General features: G+C 28.3%; 20 protein-coding genes. 17 read left to right on the plus strand and 3 right to left on the minus strand.

All coding sequences use genetic code 11. The features are described 5' to 3' along the window. Positions 1-145: 145 nt before the first annotated feature. From OCV55_RS06730 to OCV55_RS06755, 6 genes are all read left to right on the plus strand, one after another. Positions 146-1,138, plus strand: a complete 993-nt coding sequence (locus OCV55_RS06730) for a PTS sugar transporter subunit IIB (RefSeq protein WP_032091072.1) — start codon at positions 146-148, stop codon at positions 1,136-1,138. A 12-nt stretch (positions 1,139-1,150) separates the two neighbouring features. Then, on the plus strand, positions 1,151-1,966 hold the full coding sequence (locus tag OCV55_RS06735) for a PTS mannose/fructose/sorbose transporter subunit IIC (RefSeq protein WP_147580174.1): 816 nt from the start codon (positions 1,151-1,153) through the stop codon (positions 1,964-1,966). A 20-nt stretch (positions 1,967-1,986) separates the two neighbouring features. After that, positions 1,987-2,904 carry a PTS system mannose/fructose/sorbose family transporter subunit IID gene (locus tag OCV55_RS06740; RefSeq protein ID WP_147580175.1) on the plus strand — a complete coding sequence of 306 codons (918 nt, stop codon included), beginning with the start codon at positions 1,987-1,989 and terminating at the stop codon, positions 2,902-2,904. Positions 2,905-2,936: 32 nt separating this feature from the next. Further along, on the plus strand, positions 2,937-3,311 hold the full coding sequence (locus OCV55_RS06745; protein ID WP_022002075.1) for a DUF956 family protein: 375 nt from the start codon (positions 2,937-2,939) through the stop codon (positions 3,309-3,311). A gap of 59 nt (positions 3,312-3,370) precedes the next feature. Continuing rightward, complete coding sequence (locus OCV55_RS06750; protein WP_147580176.1) at positions 3,371-4,231, plus strand: LysR family transcriptional regulator; 861 nt, start codon at positions 3,371-3,373, stop codon at positions 4,229-4,231. A gap of 69 nt (positions 4,232-4,300) precedes the next feature. Further along, a complete protein-coding gene (locus OCV55_RS06755) occupies positions 4,301-5,635 on the plus strand; it encodes an MATE family efflux transporter (protein WP_147580177.1) in 1,335 nt (444 codons plus the stop codon). Between the two features lie 24 nt (positions 5,636-5,659). Here OCV55_RS06755 and OCV55_RS06760 read toward each other — a convergent pair whose 3' ends face one another. Next, on the minus strand, positions 5,660-6,550 hold the full coding sequence (locus OCV55_RS06760) for a helix-turn-helix domain-containing protein (protein ID WP_147580178.1): 891 nt from the start codon (positions 6,548-6,550) through the stop codon (positions 5,660-5,662). Between the two features lie 151 nt (positions 6,551-6,701). Here OCV55_RS06760 and OCV55_RS06765 point away from each other — a divergent pair, with 151 nt between their 5' ends. Next, positions 6,702-8,180 (plus strand): 6-phospho-beta-glucosidase, encoded by a 1,479-nt coding sequence (locus tag OCV55_RS06765; protein ID WP_117809840.1) that lies wholly within the window; start codon positions 6,702-6,704, stop codon positions 8,178-8,180. 28 nt (positions 8,181-8,208) lie between these two features. Here the strand turns inward: OCV55_RS06765 and OCV55_RS06770 are convergent, their stop codons facing one another. Beyond that, entirely contained in the window at positions 8,209-9,108 is a 900-nt protein-coding gene (locus tag OCV55_RS06770; RefSeq protein WP_147580179.1) for a Fic family protein, read from the minus strand. A 132-nt stretch (positions 9,109-9,240) separates the two neighbouring features. On the opposite strand from OCV55_RS06770, the gene OCV55_RS06775 reads away from it, so the two are divergent. From OCV55_RS06775 to OCV55_RS06785, 3 genes are read left to right on the plus strand one after another with little or no spacing between them, the layout of a single operon-like run. After that, on the plus strand, positions 9,241-10,047 hold the full coding sequence (locus OCV55_RS06775) for an HAD family hydrolase (RefSeq protein ID WP_147580180.1): 807 nt from the start codon (positions 9,241-9,243) through the stop codon (positions 10,045-10,047). 9 nt (positions 10,048-10,056) lie between these two features. Further along, positions 10,057-12,273, plus strand: coding sequence for an alpha-galactosidase (locus tag OCV55_RS06780; RefSeq protein ID WP_147580181.1), 2,217 nt, complete (start codon positions 10,057-10,059; stop codon positions 12,271-12,273). Then, the gene (locus OCV55_RS06785; protein WP_147580182.1) at positions 12,266-13,909 is read left to right on the plus strand and encodes a glycoside hydrolase family 13 protein; all 1,644 of its coding nucleotides are present in this window, start codon (positions 12,266-12,268) and stop codon (positions 13,907-13,909) included. The genes OCV55_RS06780 and OCV55_RS06785 overlap by 8 nt, the downstream gene beginning before the upstream one ends. A 114-nt stretch (positions 13,910-14,023) precedes the next feature. Here OCV55_RS06785 and OCV55_RS06790 read toward each other — a convergent pair whose 3' ends face one another. Beyond that, entirely contained in the window at positions 14,024-14,986 is a 963-nt protein-coding gene (locus tag OCV55_RS06790; protein WP_147580183.1) for an Abi family protein, read from the minus strand. 237 nt (positions 14,987-15,223) lie between these two features. Between OCV55_RS06790 and OCV55_RS06795 the strand changes: the two genes are divergently transcribed. The 7 genes from OCV55_RS06795 to OCV55_RS06825 all read left to right on the plus strand — a co-directional run bounded on the left by OCV55_RS06795 (position 15,224) and on the right by OCV55_RS06825 (position 23,999). Then, on the plus strand, positions 15,224-15,673 hold the full coding sequence (locus OCV55_RS06795; RefSeq protein WP_217498436.1) for an AAA family ATPase: 450 nt from the start codon (positions 15,224-15,226) through the stop codon (positions 15,671-15,673). 51 nt (positions 15,674-15,724) lie between these two features. Beyond that, entirely contained in the window at positions 15,725-15,913 is a 189-nt protein-coding gene (locus OCV55_RS06800; protein WP_217498435.1) for a hypothetical protein, read from the plus strand. Continuing rightward, positions 15,898-16,659 (plus strand): ATP-binding protein, encoded by a 762-nt coding sequence (locus OCV55_RS06805; RefSeq protein ID WP_267309849.1) that lies wholly within the window; start codon positions 15,898-15,900, stop codon positions 16,657-16,659. Before OCV55_RS06800 ends, OCV55_RS06805 begins: the two co-directional genes overlap by 16 nt. Before the next feature lie 102 nt (positions 16,660-16,761). Further along, positions 16,762-17,958, plus strand: a complete 1,197-nt coding sequence (locus tag OCV55_RS06810) for a hypothetical protein (RefSeq protein WP_147580184.1) — start codon at positions 16,762-16,764, stop codon at positions 17,956-17,958. Between the two features lie 263 nt (positions 17,959-18,221). Further along, the gene (locus OCV55_RS06815) at positions 18,222-21,023 is read left to right on the plus strand and encodes a Z1 domain-containing protein (protein WP_147580185.1); all 2,802 of its coding nucleotides are present in this window, start codon (positions 18,222-18,224) and stop codon (positions 21,021-21,023) included. Beyond that, the gene (locus OCV55_RS06820; protein WP_147580186.1) at positions 21,010-23,067 is read left to right on the plus strand and encodes a hypothetical protein; all 2,058 of its coding nucleotides are present in this window, start codon (positions 21,010-21,012) and stop codon (positions 23,065-23,067) included. The genes OCV55_RS06815 and OCV55_RS06820 overlap by 14 nt, the downstream gene beginning before the upstream one ends. A gap of 2 nt (positions 23,068-23,069) precedes the next feature. Continuing rightward, positions 23,070-23,999, plus strand: coding sequence for a hypothetical protein (locus OCV55_RS06825; RefSeq protein ID WP_147580187.1), 930 nt, complete (start codon positions 23,070-23,072; stop codon positions 23,997-23,999).

A 23,999-nucleotide genomic window follows, 5' to 3' on the forward strand; every position in this document is an offset into this window, starting at 1 on the left:
TAATTAAATTGAATATTCAATAGTGTGTAACTTTAAGTAGGCATTAACTATTTTAAAAAAGAGCAATAGCTTTATTGTATCTTCTTTTAAATAGTTGGCCTACTTTTTTGTTATTCAATGTTAATTAAAGAGAGGAAGGAAAAATATGGTAGGAATTATTCTTGCAAGTCATGGTGAATTCGCTAATGGAATTTTACAATCTGGTTCTATGATTTTCGGTGAACAAAAAGATGTAAAAGCTGTGACTTTACAACCAAGTGAAGGTCCTGATGATTTAAGAGCAAAAATGGAAGAAGCTATTTCCACTTTTGAAAATCAAGACGAAGTTCTTTTCTTAGTTGATTTATGGAGTGGTACTCCTTTCAACCAAGCAAACTTATTACTTAACGGTCATGAAGATCATTGGGCAATCGTTACTGGGTTAAATTTACCAATGCTTATTGAAGCATATGCAATGCGTATGTCTACTGACAGCGCACATGAAATCGCAACTCATATCTGTGAAGTTGCTAGAGACGGAGTTAACATTCGTCCAGAAGAATTAGAACCTAAAAAGGAAGAAGCAGTAAAAGATGAACAACCAGCACCTGCTGGGGCTATTCCTGAAGGAACTGTTCTTGGAGATGGACATATTAAATATGTCTTAGCTCGTGTTGATACACGTTTATTACATGGTCAAGTAGCTACTACTTGGACAAAATCAACTCAACCAACTCGTATCATTGTTGTATCTGATGCAGTATCTCAAGATGCATTACGTAAACAAATGATTGAACAAGCTGCACCACCAGGTGTTAAAGCAAACGTTGTACCAGTCAAAAAGATGATTGAAGTCGCTAAAGATCCTCGTTTTGGTGCTACTAAAGCTTTATTGTTATTTGAAACTCCTCAAGATGCTTTAAGAGCTATTGAAGGTGGCGTTGATATTAAAGAATTAAATATTGGTTCTATGGCTCACTCAGTTGGTAAAGTAGTTGTTAATAAAGCCATTGCTATGGATCAAAAAGATGTTGAAACTTTAGAAAAATTAAAAGAAATGGGTGTTACTTTCGATGTTCGTAAAGTACCTGCTGATTCTAAAGAAAATATGGACAGTCTTCTTAAAAAAGCAAAGACTGAACTTCAAAATATGAAATAGGGGGAAAATTTAATGTCTGCAATTACTATTATGTTAATTATTTTAGTAGCATTATTAGCAGGTATGGAAGGGATTTTAGATGAGTTCCAATTCCATCAACCACTAGTAGCGTGTACTTTAATTGGTTTAGTTTCAGGACATCTAAGTGAAGGTATTATCTTAGGTGGTTCTTTACAAATGATTGCCTTAGGATGGGCAAACGTTGGTGCTGCTGTTGCTCCAGATGCTGCTTTAGCTTCTGTTGCTTCTGCAATTATCATGGTTTTAGGTTTAAATGGTGGTACTGTTAATACACAAACAGCTATCTCTACTTCAATTGCTGTTGCAATTCCTTTATCAGTAGCTGGTTTATTCTTAACTATGATTTGTCGTACAATCGCTATCCCATTAGTTCACTTAATGGATGGTGCTGCTGAAAAAGGAGATTACCGTAAAATTGAAATCTATCAAATTTTAGGTATCTTATTACAAGGTGTCAGAATTGCAGTTCCTGCTGCTGCACTATGTATCGTTCCTGCTGAAGCAGTAACTAATGTTTTAAATCAAATGCCTGCTTGGTTATCAGGTGGTATGACTGTTGGTGGTGGAATGGTTGCCGCTGTAGGTTATGCAATGGTTATTAATATGATGTCAACTAAAGAAACTTGGCCATTCTTTGCTATCGGTTTCGTATTAGCTGCATTAAGCCAATTAACATTAATCGCTTTAGGTGCTTTAGGTGTTGCTATTGCTTTAATTTACTTAGGATTAAAAGAAAACGGTGGTTCTGGTAATGGTGGTTCTACTGGTTCTGGTGATCCATTAGGTGATATTTTAAATGACTATTAATCTTGAAGGAGGAAAGAAATATGGCAGAAAAAATTCAATTAACTAAAAAAGATCGTTTATCAGTTGCTTGGCGTCATCAGTTCCTTCAAGGATCATGGAACTATGAACGTATGCAAAATGGTGGTTGGTGTTATTCAATTATCCCAGCTATCAAAAAATTATACAAAGATCCACAAGATAGAGCAGATGCTTTAAAAAGACATCTAGAATTCTATAATACACATCCTTATGTTTCAGCTCCAGTTATGGGTGTTACATTAGCCTTAGAAGAAGAAAGAGCTAATGGTGCTGAAATCAATAATCAAGCTATTCAAGGGGTTAAAGTTGGTATGATGGGACCTCTTGCAGGGGTTGGAGATCCAGTATTCTGGTTCACTTTAAGACCAATCTTAGGTGCTTTAGGTGCTTCTCTTGCTTTAAGTGGAAGTATTGTTGGTCCATTATTATTCTTCTTTGCTTGGAATATTATCCGTATGGCATTTATTTGGTATACTCAAGAATTTGGATATAAAGTTGGTACTTCTATCGCAAAAGATTTATCTGGTGGTTTATTAGGTAAAATTACTCAAGGTGCTTCTATTTTAGGTATGTTCATTATCGGTTCTTTAGTTCAACGTTGGGTAAGTATTTCATTTACTCCTGTTGTTTCTAGAGTTACTCAATCTGAAGGTGCTTATATTGATTGGAGTCAAATCAAAGGTGGGGCTGAAGGTATTAAATCAGCTTTATCTCAATATGCTTCCCTTGGAGCTACTGGATTAGATAAAATTAAAGTTACTACTTTACAACAAAACTTAGATCAATTAATTCCTGGTCTTGCAGCATTATTACTTACATTACTTTGCTGCTGGTTATTAAAGAAAAAAGTTTCACCAATCGTTATTATCGTTGCATTATTTATCGTTGGTATCTTAGCTCGTTTAGCTGGAATTATGTAATTTAAAAAGTTCAATATTTATGGAGGGAATATATGGTACAATCATTAAATAAAAAAGTCGATTTAACAATTAATGCTACTTCTTATTTAGGAATGGCAAACTATGGTAAAGTGTTAGTCGGGGATGAAGCTTTTGAATATTACAATGATAAAAACGTCAATGATTATATTCAAATTCCTTGGTCTGAAGTAACAGAAATCATGGCAAGTGTCATGTTTAAAGGAAAATGGATTCCTCGTTTTGCAGTTGTTACGAAAAACAACGGAAACTTTATCTTTTCGACAAGAGATAATAAAAAGACATTAAGAGCTGTTAGAAATTATGTTGATCCAAATAATATGGTTCGTTCTCTTAGTTTCTTTCAAGTAATCTCTCGTGGTTTAAAATCATTATTCAAACGTAAATAAATATTGAGCAAAGGAGCTTCATTGCTCCTTTTTTTTGTTATAATGAAAGAGGTGATAATATGGATCTAAATAGAATACATTATTTCTTTAAAGCTGTTGAATATAAAAACTTTACGCAAGCAGCTAACGCTTGCCATATTGGACAAACAACCATGTCTAAATACATTGCTGTCTTAGAACAAGAACTCCAAACACAGCTATTTATAAGAGAACATAGAACATTAACTCTTACTAAACAAGGAAAACAGTTCTATGAAGGAATGAAAAACATTTATGCTTCTTATCAAACTTTATGTCAAAATATTCAACAAACGAATACTTTACATATAGGCATGAAAACAACAGATTTTACAGACTTTGAAATTCTTGAAAGCTTTGAAAAGAAATACCCACATCTTTCTATTTCTTATTCTTATCTTGAAAAAAATGAATTGATGGAAGGCCTAAAAGCGCATCAACTCGATGCGTTAATTTCTCCAAGCATGCTCTCTTTCTACAAAAACAATCCAATTGAAACAACAACCTTATCTAAAGAAAACGTTTCTCTTGTTTGTTCAAAAGAACTGATCCATAAATATCATACAATAGAAAAGGTCATTCAATCTGTTCCCTATATTACAAAAGCAACAGATCAAAACTATCATCAATTATGTAAAGATGAACTTTATAAAATTTATCATACAACTTTTAATAAAGTAGAATACGTTAAAGAATTTCCTAAACAACTTCTTTTACTTAATCTATCTAGAGGTTTTTCAATCCTTCCTACAAAAGAAGTAGAAAACAGAGATCAGTTCTATTTAGAGGATATTAGTAAATACTTTGCTGATCTTGAAAAAATAGATCTTGTTTATTTAAAACAAAATAAATCAGAGAACTTAAATCTATTATTGCAACATATACATGAAAAAAAGTGCTAGATTAAGCATTTTTTTTCGTTTTATCTTTTAACATTTATTCTATATAATACAAAGCAAGGAGTTGATGTTATGCAAAAAGATTTAACAAAAGGCAGTGCCTTAAAAAATATTATTACTTTCTCATTACCTTTTTTACTTGCTAATTTCTTACAAACATTCTATGGCATGGCTGATTTATTTATTGTCGGTCAATACAATGGAGCTGCTTCTTTATCAGGGGTTTCTATTGGAAGTCAGGTCATGCATATGATTACTGTTATGCTTGTAGGAATTGCAATGGGTTCAACGGTCATGATTGGTCGTTATGTTGGTGAAAGAAAAGAAGAAGAAAAAAGGATGACTGTAGGAAATACAATCATTATCTTTATGATTTTATCTCTGACCGTTACTTTGATTTTATTATTCTTTATTAATCCGATTGTTTCTATTATGTCTACACCTGTAGAAGCAATTCAAGAAACAACGATTTATTTAAAAATATGTTTTATCGGTATTCCTTTTATTACTGCTTACAATATTATTAGTTCTATTTTTAGAGGATTAGGGGATTCTAAAAGTCCTATGTATTTTGTGGCAGTTGCTTGTTTTTTTAATATCGTGTTAGATTTTATTTTCATTGGTTATTTCAATATGCATGCCGTTGGAGCAGCATTTGGGACAGTGATTTCACAACTTATTAGTGTAATTGTTGCTTTATTTGCAATTATTAAAAGAAAATTGATTGTCATCCATAGACACCATTTTAAATTACATAAAAAGATTATTAAAGATATCTTTAAAATTGGTTTTCCTATTTCTATGCAAGATGGTTTGATTCAAATTTCATTTATCATTATTACGATTATTGCCAATAGCCGTGGCGTTGATATTGCCGCAGCAGTTGGTGTTGTAGAAAAAATCATTAGCTTTTTATTCTTAGTACCATCAAGTATGTTATCTGCCATCTCGGCAATCTGTGCACAATGTGTTGGAACAAAACAACATCAAAGAGCAAGACAAACTTTACGCTATGGATGCTTTATTGCTTTAGGATTTGGAATTTTCTTTGCGCTTACTTGTCAATTTATTTCCAAGGAAATTCTTTCGTTATTTACAAGTGAAGTTGCAGTTATTATGTATGGTAGTCAATATTTAAAAGGATATGTTTTAGATTGTATGTTTGCTTCTATTCATTTTTGTTTTAGTGGATTCTTTACAGCTTATGGTTATTCCATTATTTCCTTTATTCATAATGTAATTTCCATAGCCCTTATAAGAGTTCCAGGAGCTTATATTACTTCTAAACTTTTCCCTGAAACATTACTACCAATGGGACTTACACCCGCTCTTGGTTCTATTTTATCTGCTCTTATTTGTATAACTGTCTTTATTGTGATGAAGAAAAAAAATAAATTTGATTATTAAAACGTCATCCAAGTGATGACGTTTTTACTTAAACTTAATTGAAAGAATACATGTATAATCATTCTTTATCTTTTTGTTTGTTTCTAACCCTTTTATAGGAAGAGATGTGACATGATTTTTTCCATAAGATAATGCCACTAACATTTGTTTTTTACTATATTTAATAGATGTTTTTTCTTCAATTTTATCATAATCCCAAACATCATAGTTACTAATGTTTTCTAAAAATGAAATACCTTCAGCTACATAATACCCATCTTCAAAAGCATCTATAATCTTCAAAGTAGAAGCTTCATAATCAACTACTAAAGCAATATTTCCGGTATTTGTTCCTTTTGAAGGATTATTATAAAATGTACAGATTTCTTTATCAGATATCTTTTTACCTTTTTGATATTGGGTTAAATACATAGTTAATGAATCATAATTCTTTTTTGAATTATAATGAAATAACAAAATATTCCCTGGACGACTAGAAAGCATATTTGCCGTTTGCATTTCTGTGCTTTTTTCTAAATAAGGTTCTATATAGTTTTGTGGTTGTGTTAATTTTTTGTAGATAAATATGCTTGTAATAAATATGAAAACAACAAGCATAACTATTAATAATCTTATAATTTTCTTTAGATACTTTTGTTTGTTTTTATTATCTTTTGTAATCTGAATAATATTTTCTTCTGCTTTTTGTTCAATTGTTTCTTTAGGTATATCTTCGCCAGCCAGAAACTCATTAATACTTATATCTAGTATTTTACATAATTCTAGATAAACAGAGACATCCGGTAAACATATACCTCTTTCCCATTTAGAGACTGATTTATCAGACATATTTAACTTTTCAGCAAGCTGTTTTTGTGTTAAGCCTTGTTCTTTTCTTTTAAAAGCTATATATTTACCTATTTTGATAAGATCCATATGACCACTTCCTTTAATCAAATCATATCATTTTAAATAGAAAACAACACCTCTTATAAGTAGAATTAGTTTTTATATTATGAAAAAACAAACAAATATTCAATAATATCGATATAATGAATTTGATAATAAAAAATAAGGAGAACATAATATGAAACAATTTCCAGAAGGATTTTTATGGGGTGGTGCTACTGCCGCTAACCAATATGAAGGTGGTTGGAAAGAAGGAGGAAAAGGTGTAAGTTGTAGTGATGTACAATTATTTACTGATCCTAAATCAATGAATGATTTATTAAATACTCATGGTTTATGCGATATTTCTGATGAAATGATTGAAAAAGCTTTAAGTACTGATGATGAAGTTTACTATCCAAAACGTCATGGGATTGATTTTTATCATCATTATAAAGAAGATATTGCTTTACTTGCAGGAATGGGATTTAAGGTTTATAGAATGTCTATTGCTTGGTCTCGTATTTTCCCTAGAGGGGATGAATTAGAACCAAATGAAGAAGGTTTAAAATTCTATGATGCTGTTTTTGATGAATGTTTAAAATATGGAATGCAACCTTTAGTTACAATGTCTCATTATGAACCACCTCTTGCTTTTTGTATGGATTATAATGGTTGGTATGATCGTCGTTCCATTGAATTCTTTACACGTTATGTGGATGTTATTACTAAAAGATATAAAGATAAAGTTAAATTATGGCTTACATTTAATGAAATCGATTCAATCATTAGACATCCATTTATGACAGGTGGTTTAATTGAATCAAGATTTAAACCTGAAGAATTTGAAGAAGTAGAATATCAAGCAATGCATCATCAATTTGTAGCAAGTGCACTTGCTGTAAAAATTACACATGAAAACATTCCTGATGCTAAAGTAGGATGTATGCTTACTAAATTAACTTATTATCCATATACATGTAAACCAGAAGATGTATTAGAACAACAACAAAGAATGAGACAAATCTATTGTTATAGTGATACTCAAGTTCATGGTGAATATCCTAAATACTTATTACAAATGTATAAAAATAAAGGATTTAATATTAAAATGACAGATGAAGATTTAGAAATCATGAAAAAATATCCTGTTGATTTTATTTCATTCTCTTACTATTCATCAAGTTGTGTTGCTGCGGATACTAAAGGATTAGAAATGAGTGCAGGTAATACTGTTACAGCTATTAAAAACCCTCATATTCCTAGTTCTGATTGGGGATGGCAAATTGATCCTATCGGTTTAAGAATTTCTTGTGTAGATTTATATGATCGTTATAGAAAACCATTATTTATTGTGGAAAATGGTTTAGGTGCTAAAGATACTGTGGAAGCTGATGGTTCTATTAATGATGATTATCGTATTGATTATTTAAGAGAACATATTAGACAAATGTATAAAGCTATTGAAGAAGATGGTGTTGAATTAATGGGTTATACAACTTGGGCACCAATTGATTTATTATCTAACTCTACAAATCAAATGTCTAAACGTTATGGATTTATTTATGTAGATGTTGATGATTATGGTAATGGAACTTATAAACGCTCTAAAAAGAAATCTTATGATTGGTATAAAGAAGTTATTGCGACTAATGGATCTTCTATTTTAGATGACTAGTTAAGGAATCGAAAGATTCCTTTTTTTACTATACTTTGATATAACATTGATTTTTACTTTTTGGTTTATCCGGTATTGTCATATAAATCAAATTTTGATCTATCGCAGGACGAAGATAGTTTCTTCTAAATCCTTCTTTTGCTTTTAAATTAAGTTTTTGCATAAGCTCATTACTAGAATAGGAAACATCATCTTCCATAACATCTAGTAATTTTTTTATATTAGGATCTATTTGTTCAATATCTTCATTAACTTGTTTAGAAATATCATCTAAAATTTTATCTATTTGACTTTCAAGTGGAATATATTCAAAGATTGGTTTCCATTTAGATAATAGTGTTGTATGCCATAATCTTGCAATTCTTCCATTTCCATCACAAAAGGGATGAATAAAAACAAATTCATAATGAAATATACAACTTAATATTAAAGGATGCGTATTATCTTTTTCATCTTGCATCCAATTAAATAAGTCATCCATAAGTGAAGGAACAAGATATGGGGGTGGCGCAATAAAAATACAACGTCCTCGATCATCAAAAAACCCTTCATCACTATTACGAAATTCACCTGATATATCAACAACATATTTTGTCATAATACCATGAGACTTTTTTAATTCTTCAATATCATAAGGATCTATTTCTTTTATTCTTTCATAAGCATCAAAAGCATTCTTTACTTCTTGAATTTCTTTTTGTTTACCTAAAACAATTTTACCATTTATAACATCTCTTACTTGTCCTAAAGACAAAGAATTAGCTTCTATTTTTAAAGACGAATGAATTGATCTAATACGGTTATTTCTTCGCAAATGGGTCTTTGATTCTAAATTATGCGTAGCTGAAATGTTTCCTATTTTTTCAGAAATAGAAGATACATAGGCTAATATTTGATTTGTGATGGTATAAAGTGGTTGATAACTCATTTCTAACTTCTCCTTTTCATACGTACTATCATACGTATTATCTTGCGTACTTTCTTACGTATTTGTCTATTTTCTTTTCTTGAAAATTATTGATTATTACTTTGTGATATAATTAATGAAAGGAGAAACGTTATGAAACAAAAGGTATTATTTTTTGATATTGATGGAACATTAATATGGTCTTATGGTGGTATTCAAGAAATTCCTCAAGGTGTAAAAAAAGAACTAAAAAGATTAAAGGAACAAGGACATAAACTCTTTATTTGTAGTGGACGTCCTAAAGCCATGTTAGATCAAAAGTGGTGGGATGGTACTTTTGATGGTTATGTTTTAAATAATGGTGGTTATGTAGAAATTGATGGAAAATCTATTTATGAAAATAGAATGGATTATGAGTTATGTTTAAAGACAGCAAATATGTTAGAAGAACTTCATTGTGATTATATGATTGCGACAGCGAATCATTTATACATTGATCCTTCTTATAAAGAACTTTATAACTTCTTTGTTCAAAATGGACATTTTAAAGATCTATTTACAACAAAGTTTGATCGTAATGAGGTATTAAAAAGAGCGATTAAAATAGAAGCAAATGTCACAAATAACGATCGTGAAAAGATTGAAAACTATATTAAAAATGATTTTGGTTATGTCATTAATTTTGATGAACATGGTAGTGACAATGCATTTGAATTCTACTCACCAACAATTTCAAAAGCAACAGGTATTCAAAAAGTTCTTGATTATTATCATTTAGATCAAGATGACACATACGCTTTTGGTGATGGAGAAAACGATTTAGAAATGATTGAATTTTGTCGTGTAGGGGTTGCCATGGGAAATGCCTGTGATTTATTAAAAGCTAAAGCAAATATTGTTTGTAAATCTATTGTAGATGATGGATTAGAAGATGTTTTAAAAATTTTATTTAGTGAGTAGGAGAAATTTATGATTCAATTTCATGAAGAAAGTAAAACTTTTCATTTATATAATGATCAAATCAGTTATATCTTTAAAATCTTAAAAAACAATCAATTAGGTCAACTCTATTATGGAAAAAGAATTCATGATCGAGATAACTTTGATCATCTTTTTGAAACAAGTCCTCGACCAATGTCATCTTGTAGCTATGAAGGTGATCTCACTTTTTCATTAGAACATATTAAACAAGAATATCCTGTTTATGGTTCTGGTGATTTACGTCATCCAGCAATCGATATCACCCAAGAAAATGGCAGTCATATTTTAAACTTTGAATATGTAAATCATCAAATAATTCAAGGTAAACCTCAATTAGATCATTTACCTGCAACTTATGTAGAAAAAGAAGATGAAGCACAAACATTGATCATTACCCTATATGATGATGTTATTGATACAAAATTACAGTTAAGTTATACCATTTATCATGATTTACCTGTTATTACCAGAAATGCTTTTATTATTAATGAAGGAAAACAAAAATTAAGACTTAATCAAATGATGTCTATGTCTTTAGACTTACCTGATCAAGATTATGAAATGATTGAACTTACAGGATCATGGGCAAGAGAACGTTCTATTAAAACAAGAAAACTTACTGAAGGTATTCAAAGTATTTATTCTTTAAGAGGCTGTTCTTCTCATCAATTTAATCCTTTTATTGCTTTAAAAAGAGAAAATTGTAAAGAAACAAGTGGTGAAGTTTTAGGTTTTAGTTTGGTTTATAGTGGTAACTTTTTGGCCCAAGTAGAAGTCGATAATTATCATGTCTCACGTGTATCTATGGGAATTCATCCTCATTGTTTTGAATATCTATTAAATCATTTAGATTCTTTTCAAAGTCCTGAAGTTGTAATGGTTTATAGTAATCAAGGACTGAATAAGATGTCACAAACCTATCATCAACTTTATCAAAAAAGACTTGCTAGAGGAAAGTATCGAGATCAAGTAAGACCTATTTTGGTAAATAATTGGGAAGGAACTTATTTTGATTTTAATGAAGATAAGATTGTTTCAATGGCTAATACAGCAAAAGAATTAGGAATTGAGTTATTTGTGTTAGATGATGGTTGGTTTGGTAATAGAAATAATGATCATCAAGGATTAGGAGATTGGTTCCCTAATTTAGATAAACTGCCTCATGGAATTCGTGGTCTATCAAAGAGAATTCATGATTTAGGTTTAAAATTTGGATTATGGTTTGAACCAGAGATGGTCAATGAAGATTCTAACTTATATAGAAATCATCCTGAATGGATATTAAAAACTCCTCATAGAAAGAGTTGTCATGGAAGAAATCAATATATTTTAGATTTTTCTAATCATGAAGTTGTTGAATACATTGCCCAGGCAATGATGAATGTGATTGATGATTCCTATATTTCCTATATTAAATGGGACATGAATCGTTGTATGTCAGAAGTCTATTCAAGCACTCATGATGTTTCATCACAAGGAAGAATCATGCATGAATATATCCTAGGTGTTTATCATTTATACGATGTTCTAACAACTAAATACCCTGATATACTCTTTGAATCCTGTGCAAGTGGAGGAGCACGCTTTGATCCAGGAATGCTTTATTATGCCCCTCAATGTTGGACCAGTGATGATACCGATGCAATAGAAAGATTAAAGATTCAATATGGAACTTCTCTTGTTTACCCACTTTCTTCAATGGGATCACATGTTTCAGCAATTCCTAATCATCAAACATTTAGAAATACACCACTTGAAACACGTGCTAATGTAGCTTATTTTGGTACTTTTGGTTATGAATTAGATGTTAATCAATTAACCTTTGAAGAAAAAGAAATTATTAAAAAACAAATTAGTTTTATGAAACAATATCGTTCTTTATTTCAATTTGGAACATTTTATCGTTTAAAAAGCCCATTTACATCAAACGAAACAGCTTGGATGGTTGTCTCTCATGATAAAACACGAGCAATTGTTGGTTACTATCGACCTTTACAAGAAGTTAATGTAGGTTATCGTCGTTTACCTTTATTAGGTTTAGATGAAGATAAGATGTATCATGTGAATGGTTTAGATTTATATGGAGATGAATTGATGAATGTGGGACTTATTATAAGTGATAGTTCTTGTGGTGAGAATAAGGATGGTATTGGAGATTATTATTCTAAATTATATATTTTAAAGGAGAGAAAAGAAAATGAGTAATGAATGGTGGAAGAAAGAGATAGCTTATCAAATTTATCCTAAGAGTTTTAAGGACTCTAATGGAGATGGAATTGGTGATTTAAGAGGGATTATTGAAAAGCTTGATTATTTAAAGGATTTAGGAGTGACTTTGTTATGGTTATGTCCTATTTATAAATCACCTATGGATGATAATGGATATGATATTTCTGATTATTATGATATTAATCCTGAATTTGGAACAATGGCTGATTTAGAAGAATTGATTGAAAAGGCTAAAGCTAAAGGAATTAAGATTATTATGGATCTTGTTATTAATCATAGTTCAGATGAACATGCTTGGTTTCAAGAAGCTTTAAAAGATCCAAATAGTCCTTATCATGACTATTATATCTTTAAATCCTCTAAAGATGGTAAAGAACCAAATAACTGGAGATCTGTTTTTGGAGGTTCAGTATGGCAAAAGGTAGAAGGTAGAGATGAATATTATTTCCATGCTTTTTCTAAAAAACAACCTGATTTAAATTGGGAAAATCCAACTTTAAGACAAGAACTTTATAAAATGATTAATTGGTGGTTAGATAAAGGAATTGCGGGATTTAGAGTTGATGCGATTAACTTTATTAAAAAAGATCAAAGATATTTAGATGGTCCAGTAGATGGACAAGATGGTTTAAGTGCTTGTTTTGCTTATTCTAGAAATCAACCAGGTATTGAAGTATTCTTTGATGAATTGAAGAAAGAAACATTTGAAAAACATAATTGTATGACAGTCGCTGAAGCTGTTGGAGTTCAATATAAGGATTTAGGTATTTTTATTGGTGAACAAGGATGTTTTTCAATGATGTTTGATTTTAATTATTGTAATTTTGATATTAGTGAAGATGAAGAATGGTTTAAAAGAAAGGATTGGACTGTTAAACAATTTAAAGAATTATTGTTTACAAGCCAAAGAGAAGTACAAAAACTTGGATGGATTGCTAGTTTCTTGGAAAATCATGATCAACCTAGAGCAATCGATAAATTTGTGTTAGATAAGAAAAATCATAATTATTATTCTCAAACAATGCTTGCTGGTATGTTCTTTAATTTAAGAGGAACACCATTTATCTATCAAGGTGAAGAAATTGGTATGGAAAACTTTGAAAGAGAAAGCATTGATGAATTTGATGATATTGGAAGTCATGGACAATATCAAAGAGCCTTAGAAGAAGGCTTTACTAAAGAAGAAGCCATGCATTTCCTTAACCTTAGAAGTAGAGATAACACAAGAACACCAATGCAATGGGATAGTAGTGAATATGCTGGATTCAGTAATCACAAACCTTGGTTAAAAATGACAGGTAGCCAAGATAAAATCAATGTTGAAAGTCAATTCAATGATCCAAATTCAATCTATAGCTTCTATAAAAAAATGATTTCTATTAGAAAACAAGAAGATACTCTTGTTTATGGAGATTTTGAAGAAGTAAATACTGTAGATGATGTTATTGGTTATAAACGTACTTATCAAGGACAAGAAATTATTTGTTTATGTAACTTTACAAACAACGAACAACCAATTCCTGAAACTCAAGGAAACATTTTGTTAGATAACTACAACAACTACAACCCAACAACCTTAAAACCTTATCAATTTATTATGATCAAAAAATAATAACAGCCCTTTAGTGATAAACTAGAGGGCTTTTTATTGTAAAAAAAATAGAACCATGTATTACTACACGGTCCTTACAAAATATATTTATATATTTTTTTATGCAATTTCATTTTAGTCAACTGGATACCAATTGTCAATAACAATATTCAAAAATTCAAAAGTTGTCCTAATCAAATCATTATTATCATAATAGTGACCGTTTCTTTTTATTCTATCACTAAATTTTTGCAAATTTATAACAGCATTCTTTCTAACACCTTCGCTTGGTATTAGTTTTTTATGCATATAAAGCAAAGATATTACTTGTTGTATTCTACCATTACTCATTTTCTTAATTCTAGTAACCTTCGAAATTTTCTCTATATTTGCCAATTCTTTTGTAACTAAATAACTTGTTGATAATGATGTTGTTTTTGCATTTAAATCATTTATTATACAATTACTATGTGCCGCTGCATTTCTAACACTTTTACACATTTTTAATATAAAATGATCTTTTGACATCATTTTATCATTGTATCTTTCCCCACAAAATTTATAAAATGATATTAGTGTACCAAAAGAAATTACTTCGATAAAAACCCATATAGGGTATTTTTTTAAATCAGGATAGCTATTTATTAAATCTTCACAATAAATTGAATTTCGATTTCTTAATACTTCATTTTCTAATCTATCATACTGATTTTTATCTAAACTATCCAAAAAATCATTTACAATTTCATAACCATCTTCATTATGTAATTGAATTAAATTTAATAAATATATTTTTGTCCAGTGTTCAATATCTAAAGACAAATCTACTAACAAATACCTCAATTCCATATCAATGATTGCTAAATCTTGTAAATATGCAAAATCCAAATCAATGTACACCTTTTTACCATCGACTTCTTTTTTTAAGAAATTCTTTCTATATGATGTTAACTTAAAATAATAGTTATTTTTCCTTAAATATTCTTTGGCATTATCTTCTGAAACATATTTAAAAGTTACACCATTTTCTTTTAATTTATCTATTTGCTCATCAACAGACAATATAGGTTTTGTTTTTTCTTGAAGTAAGACACTCACTCATATCCCTCTTTTCGATAAAATATTATAAAAATAAAAGTATTTCTTTTTTTATTGATAACATTATATTACCATACTTTATTACCAAAATAATCTTATATCATCTATCTGTTTTAAAATTTATTCACTATTTAAAAAAATGTTTTTTTATCTATGCTTGCTTAGGTAAATTTGTGGACTATTTGTCCATTGTTTCAATTATATATAACCTTATAATTATAAAAAAGGTGAAGATATATGTTTATAGGTAGAGAACAAGAATTAAATTTTTTAAATAGTCGTTATCATTCAAAAAATGCAGAACTTATTTTTTTATATGGGAGATACCGCATTGGTAAAACAGAAACATTACATGAATTTTGTAAAGACAAAGAACATATTTTTTACTCATGTCAAGAATGCCCTGATAATATTCAATTAAGAAACTTTTCTCAGTCGTTATTAAAAGAAAATATTAAAGCAAGCCAATATTTAAGTACTTTTCATGATTGGAAGCAAGTATTAAGCTCTATCATAGAGTTACCTTATAAAGAAAAAAAATTAATTATTATTGATGAATTTCCTTATATGTGTAAAAATAATAAATCTATTCCTTCTATTTTACAAAATTTATGGGATACTACTCTAAAAAATGAAAATGTAATGATCATTTTATGTGGCAGTGCTATGAGTTTTATTGAAAAATAATTACTTGCAAATAAAAATCCATTATATGGTCGTGCTACTGGTATTTATAAAATGAAAGAAATGAATTTCTTTGATGCTAGAAAATTCTTTCCAAATTATTCTTTAGAACAACAAATTATTATTTATTCTATACTAGGTGGAATACCTCATTATTTAAAACAATTCAATAGTGACTTAACTATTGAAGAAAATATAAAATACAATATTTTAACAAAGGTTGTATTTTGTTTAATGAAGTAGAATTTCTTTTACATCAAGAATTAAGAGAAACTTCTTTATATAATTCTATTATAGAAGCCATTGCTTTAGGAAATACAAAGATAAATGAAATATCAACACAAATTCTTATTAACAACACTTCAAAAACCAGCGTTTACTTAAAAAATTTAATAGAACTTGGTATTGTAGAAAGAGAACTCTCTATCGATGCTGGTAATAAAGAAATAGCAAATAATAATCGTGGAATTTATCAATTAACAGATCAATTCTTTAGATTTTGGTACACCTTTATATTTACTAACTATTCTAGTCTAGAAGATGGTGATGTAGATGGTATTTACCAGTATGTTATTGCTGATAATCTAGATAGATATGCTTCTATTACCTATGAAAAAGTATGTCAACAATATCTTACAAGATTACAATTAAAAAATAAGCTTCCTTTTAGATATGAAAAAATAGGGCGATGGTTTGGAAAAACAACTGTTAGAAGCAAAAACAATAATACTGAAATTAAAGAAATAGAAATTGATATTCTTGCTTTATCTAAAAAAGAAAAATGTTATTTAATAGGTGAATGTAAATTTAAAGAAAGTCCATTTTCTTATTCAGAATATTTAGATACTCTTGCAAAACTAGAACCATTAAAGAAAAATAATAAAATCTATTATGCATTATTTTCAAAAAATGGTTTTGATGAAAAAATATTACAAGAAAATAATGATCACTTATTATTATTTAATTTAAATGATATGTCATTTGATTAAGCTGTCGTAAGACAGCTTTTAATGTGCATCATAAAATATAATGATTAAATTAATGTAATACGATAAAATAGAATTATAAAATATTTAGAAAAGAGAAAGAACATGAAAACTTTATATGAAACAATGTCTAATTATTACAAATATAACAATATTGATTGGAATTATTATTTAAACGATTTAGCATTTCCAAAAAATATAAATGATGCTAAAAAATTTATAGATGATTTTTTCGCATATGCTGGAAAAAGTTATTTAATTCGCGATATATTACAAGAATGTGAAACATTAAGAGTAAATCATACACTGTCAGTTTTTTTTATTGGCCTTCTTATAAAAAACAGTTCATTTCATGATTTGAAAATAATTGATAATGATCAAAATGAAATTTTTGAATTTAGTTATCTTTGGTTTTTAGTCTCTTTATTTCATGATATGGGATATATTCAAGAAAAAGACTGGACATACAAATTTGATTATAGAAAAAAATCTAAAGATTTTGAAAAGATTATGAAAGAAAATAAAATTTATTATAATCATTCATTTTATAAACGTATGCCTTTTACAGCATATTATGATTTAGGAATTACTTTTCCAGTTCCTTCTCGCTATGTAAGATATCATACACCAACAGTTAGAACAAAATATGAAATACCTTACTATAATGGAATTTCTTTTAATAATGGAACTACAATTAAGAAAAGTATGTATACAAGCGGAACTATTTTTAATTATTTAGAATATTGCAAAATGAATCCAAAGATTAATCATTATGATCATGGAATAGTAGGAGGATTATGGTTATATGATAGCCTAGTTAAAAATTATTATTTATCTTTCTCAAGAAACAAATCTGCTGATTTTAATGATTTCTATATTAATGATTTACATTTCAGTACCTCTCAATTTCCTATATTTGCATATTTAGCTGATTGTATTATTTCACATAATATGTGGTTTGCAACTGATGACTATACTATAGAACAATATGAAAAATATGGTTTAAAACAATTGACCCCACCTTACGCTCAACCGGTTCAATTTAATAGGAATCCTATATTATTTATTCTAGCTTTAGCTGATACTTTAGAACCTATAAAAACATGTTCTAATTTAGATATATCTCCTTTAGATGTTTTAAATAATATAGAATGTGAATTTAACCATAAACAAATAACATTAGCATTTAAAAATAATGATATGTTTAATAAAATGACTGATAAAATTAATAGGTCAACTAATTGGTTGGATATCAATGTTCACATAAATAATAAAAATAATGAAATTGTTGTAATATTTTGAAATTAATACTAAGTTCCTTCTAGATTTAAAATTATATACTACTGAATACAATTCCTACATATACCTTTTTATTGTTTTTAGCTTTAAAATCCATTCGCTTAGTCCATTTATATAGAATACATTCCTATCAGGATGTATAATTATATCTATAAAACATTTTTAAATTTCACAATTCAATCTTATATAAAATGATATAAAATTTTAATATTTAATAAATTATAAGTGACTAATTGAGATGTTTAATAACTAAAGAGGTAAAGAATATGAATGATAATATTATAATAAGCTGTGAAGAATTTATTGAAAAAAGGATCTCAACAAAATTTTTATCTAAAGGAAAAGAAATTGATTGGCAATTTATTAGAAATTTCAATTATAAGAATTTAGATGAAATAAAAGAAAAAATCGAAGAAATGATAGATGATGGTTTACTAGAAGACAATACAACATATGACGACTATATTTTTGCTTGCGATAGAATTGAACTTATCTATAAAGAATCTAAAGAATGCAGAGATTCAAGAGGCTCTTCAATCATCACTGATAAATTACTAGATAATGAAAGTAGAACATCTACAAGCAAAAGAAGTGCTTGGGTATTATATAAAAATAAACTGCTTAACGAAAAACATTTTTCAAAAGTATCTATAAAAATAATTGAAAATGATACTGAAATAATAAGAAAAAGATTATCCACTGAATACTCTGAAGATATAGGGGCTATAAAAGGGATGGTAGTAGGTGCTATTCAATCAGGAAAAACAGCTAATATGGGTGCATTAATAAGTCAATGCGCTGATAATGGATGGAATTTCTTTATTATATTAGGAGGAATGCTTGAAAATTTAAGAATGCAAACAGAAAAAAGATTAATAAATGATTTTTCTGGTAAAGGTATGTTTAATTGGGTTTCCCTTTCATCAATAACCAATAAAAAAGCAGATCCTGGTCAAGAACTAAGCGATTTGGATTTAAGTAATCATTCGCATACAAAATATTTATGCGTTACTTTAAAACAAAAGGATAGATTAAATAACTTACTTAACTGGATTAAAAGAGATACATCAAATGCAAAGAATATGAGAGTTCTAATAATAGATGATGAAGCTGATCAAGCAAGTATCAATACCAAAAAATTAGATTCAGGAGAACAAACTACAATTAATAAATTGGTTAATGATATCGTAAATGGTCCAAAAGGTAAACAATTGTGTGGAGCAATGAATTATATTTGTTATTCTGCTACTCCTTATGCAAATTTCCTAAATGATAGTAGCGAAGATGGATTATATCCAAATAATTTTATAACAACACTTACTCCTCCAAAAAGTTATTTTGGCCCTCAAGAAATTTTTGGAGTTGATGAAGATGGGTTAAGCGATGGTCTTTCAATTATCAGAAATATAGATAGTGATGATGAATCAAAAATAAATAAAATACTTGAAGAAACAAGTTTAGACATACCAAATAATTTAAAATCCGCAATTTGTTGGTTCTTATGTTCTGTCAGTGCATTTAGATTCAAAAAAATAAAAAAACCTTTTAGTATGCTAGTAAACATTTCATATAAAACTGATGAACATTCTCGTATATCTAATGCTATAAACAATTGGATAAGTACCACAAAAATAGACGCCATTATAAATGATTGTAAAAAAGTTTGGGATAAAGAAACTAATTTGTTTTCTTATGATACTTTAAAACAGGAATTTCCAGATTATGAAATGATTGATAACGTGGAAGAATATCCTAACTTTAATGAGATAAAACCTTATTTAAAAAAACTAATTGAACAAAGAATTAACTATATTCTCTTAAATGATGATAATTCGTTCGAATATAGCAACGGTATACATCTATGTATTGATAATTATAAAAATAATAAAATTAACGAAGATAATGAATACAAACGCATAATTTATCCAGAAAAAAAACAATTAGATGCAATGGAAGCACCTGCTTTTATTATTATAGGGGGAAATACTCTTTCTAGAGGACTTACATTAGAAGGCCTGGTTAGTACATACTTTTTTAGAAAAGGAAGACAAGCTGATAGTTTAATGCAAATGGGGAGATGGTTTGGTTATAGATTTGGCTATGAATTATATCCTCGAATTTGGATGGACGAAATTACGTATGAACAATTTACCTTTTTATCTAAACTTGATTATGACTTAAGAATGAATCTTGAACAATATATGATACAAGGAATTTCTCCTAGACAAGCAGGTCCTTTAATAAATAATACGCCTTCTGTTAGTTGGCTTAGAATAACTGCAAGAAATAAACAACAAAGTGTAATCGAAGCAGACTATAATTTTTCAGGAGTTCAGGCGCAAACAATATCATTTGATACAAATGAAGATATTATGAATAATAATATTGACTTAACAAAAGCTTTTCTAAATGATATTCCTTGTGCACCTATAAAATCAAGGTCAAATAGCTCATTTGTATGGAAAAATGTAGATTATAAAATGGTGTATCATTTTTTAACAAAATTTAAATTTTGTCATAACAATAGGGTTTTCAATAATATTGAATTATTATTAGAATGGCTAAATAAAAAAGATACAACTGAACTATCAAAATGGAATGTCGTTTTGGTTGGGGTTGAAAGCGGTAATTCTTGGAAATTATCTAACAAAGTATCAATAAACAAAGTAAACCGTTCAAAGAAAAGCAACATAAAAGATTATATAAACATTGGAATTTTAAGAACTTATCGTGATAATTTTGAAGATATTGCTTTTAACGAACTAAAAAACAAAGAAAAAGTTATTCAAGCTAAGATTAAAAATCCTGATGAAAGACACAGTGAATCATTTTTTGAATTTAAAAAGTCCATTGGTTTTGATATTAATCCAATGCTTGTTATTTACATAATAGATAAAAATTCAAAACCATTAAACGTAAAGAATCAAAAAAGATTAGCTTTGAATACTTCTCAAGACTTGGTAGGTCTATACTTGGCAATACCTGGAGATAAAAAATATAAGGATTATGTTTCAAAATTAACAATTAAATTAGATAACAAAGGAGAAGAATATTATGATGAAAATTAATATTCCTGAACAAACACCAATGTCTATGTCAGGTTCATCTGTCCTTTCATCAATCCAAAATAATTCTATGTCAACTATTGATTTAATGATCAGAGAATCTTTACAAAATTCTCTTGATGCTGGTATAGATAACATCGGAATATATAGAAGTGTAGATGTAAATTACACAATTGGTAAATTTACCAAAACAAATTTAACCAATGAATTAGAAGGTATATCAGTTGATTTGAAAAATAAAATAAAAGAAACTGAATGTTCTTTTATATCTATTGAAGATAAAAATACTGTTGGATTAAACGGTAAAATAAAATATTCTGATGCAAAAGAAAAGTATGGAAATTTTAGAAAACTAGTGTATGAGATTGCAAAACCACAAACCAAAGAAGATGCTGGTGGATCATGGGGATATGGCAAAACAGTATATTTTAGAGTTGGAATTGGATTAGTCGTTTTTTATACAAGATTTAAAGAAAATGGCGAATACATAGAGAGATTAGCTTGTACATATATTGAAGATGAAACAAAATATAATAGTCTTTTACACAATATTAAAAGAAACGATAGAGGAATAGCATGGTTCGGAGATGAACAAAACGGATCTCCATACCCAATAGAAAATCATGATTATATTTCAAACTTTTTAAAAATATTTGATTTGAGATGTTATGCAGGAAGAGAAACCGGTACAAAAATTATTATTCCATTTATAAATAAAAAAGAACTATTAAATGATATTAATTATAAAAAAGAATATTGGAACAATAATTGTTTTTGGAAAGATAATTTTGAAGAGACACTGGAAAATTCTATTTTACAATGGTACGCCCCTAGAATTAATAACAAAAATTATAAAGAGATGTTTGATAAACCTTTTTTGAAAGTATATATCAATAATCAAAAAATAAAATTTAATGACGATGAAAATTATTTTTTCAAAGTTATTTCAGAATTATACAATCTTGCTTTGCTTAATAATTATAATATTTCATACAATCCTGATATTAACCACATATTAGATTATGATGTCAAAACAGTAAAATATTCAAAATTAAAAGGTCAAAACTCAGGTAGTATCGCTTTTTGTAAGATTCCAATAAAATCTTTTGAACTAAGTCCCTATACCTATATTGGAATAGAAAATAACACTTCAAATGGTAATAGACCCATAATTGGATTTTGTAGAAAACCCGGTATGATTGTTGATTATCAAATTTCAAATAAATGGGCCGATAAAATTCCAAATACACCCGAAGACGAAATATTAATAGGAATTTTTGTATTAAATAGTAATGCTATTTTTAAAGACTATTTCAAGTTAGAACTGTATATCAGAAAAAGCGAAATGGCCGATCATAATGCTTGGGATGACGTTTATATTGAAGAAAAAAATTATGGTAAAGTAGTTGCAACAATATGCAAAAATACTAAAAAAATAATTCAAGACTCACTTAAAGAAAATGAATTAAATAAACCTAGAAGAATTATAGGTATTTCTCAAAAATTAGGTAAGCTATTTTTACCAACCATCGGTTATGGTAGTACTCCACAAACAGGCATTAAACCTAAACCAAAAGAGAGATCTACAATAACACGATCTAGAAACGGGAGCACTTTAAAAACAGGAAATGTTATTAATATAAATAATACTTTATCTAGTATTGACTTTGAGTTGAATCTTTTAAATCATAATGCATCAATTGATATAAGTATTCTTGGTATCGGTAATTTAAATACATGGAATAACTTAATGAACAAAGATAATACAATACAAAAAAAGGCTTTCCCAATAAATATAAAACAAATTCAAATATCTACCATTTCTATAAACAAAGGATCAAATGAATTAAGAATTCCAGTAGATATAAAAGATAATTATTTATATGATGAATTAGAAATAACTCTAAAAGGCGATGAAATTAATAATTCATCAATAGTATTTAAAAATCATGAAAACAACAAGATTCTAATAGAAGGTAAAATTACATTAGAAACTCAGGATAAAGGCTTTGTATATTCTATAAAACTAACTAAAGGTGGTGAATAAATGTGAGCAGTTTCGAATTATTCCCAAAACTTAATAATGATTTATTTGAAGAATCAAGTATATCAATTGAACCTTATTCTTTTTCATATATATCCGATAATATTGAATATGATCTAGATTACGATTTTGAAAATAATGAATACATAATTCTTGATCAAAAAAACATATGGAATGTTAAAGACTATAACTTAAAATTCAAAACAAATTTAACTATCGATAATCCTCATGTACTATTTGGAAAAAATGGAATAGTTCCTCATAATGCATCTATTAATATAGCACTTCAATGGATGTCTAAACCTTCTCAAAAAAGAGATACAAGAAAAATAGGAGCATTTTCAATTAAAGACACTTTTGTTAATAAAACAATTTCAATGGATATTAAGCCAGACAGATTGAAAGAATATGTAAAAATAAGAGTAATTTTTACTGTTGGGGATTGTGAAAATATATTACCTAATGAAATGCATTTAGCTAATAAAAAAGGGATGATTGTTGGCATGTTTAATGAGGCAAAAATTATGCTAGAAGGAAAAGGATCTGAATTCCCAATTGCCACAGTGTCCAACGGAGTAACCAAACCATTGTGGATGCTTGAATATTCTTCTATCAACCCAGAAATAGACAAATTTAGCGCAGAAAATGTATGCCTATTATTAAATACTGATCATCCCGATTACAAATACTTAGATGAAGAGAACCTTGAAAGTTCAACGCCACTATTTAAAGAAATATTTTCATCAGCAATTCTAATGATATTATTAAATTTAGATAAGGATGGCTATTTAGAAAAAGTGAAAGATAACGAAGATTTTGAGGAAGGAAGCATTTGTGCCGCCATGCATTACTTTATAAGAACTTTTAATATTAAAGTAGATACTATTATTTCTATGATGCAAAGCGTTAAAGAAAATGTTTATAAGGAATTGTAA

The organism is [Clostridium] ammoniilyticum (genome assembly GCF_025566905.1).
GTDB lineage: Bacteria > Bacillota_I > Bacilli_A > Erysipelotrichales > Coprobacillaceae > Faecalibacillus > Faecalibacillus intestinalis.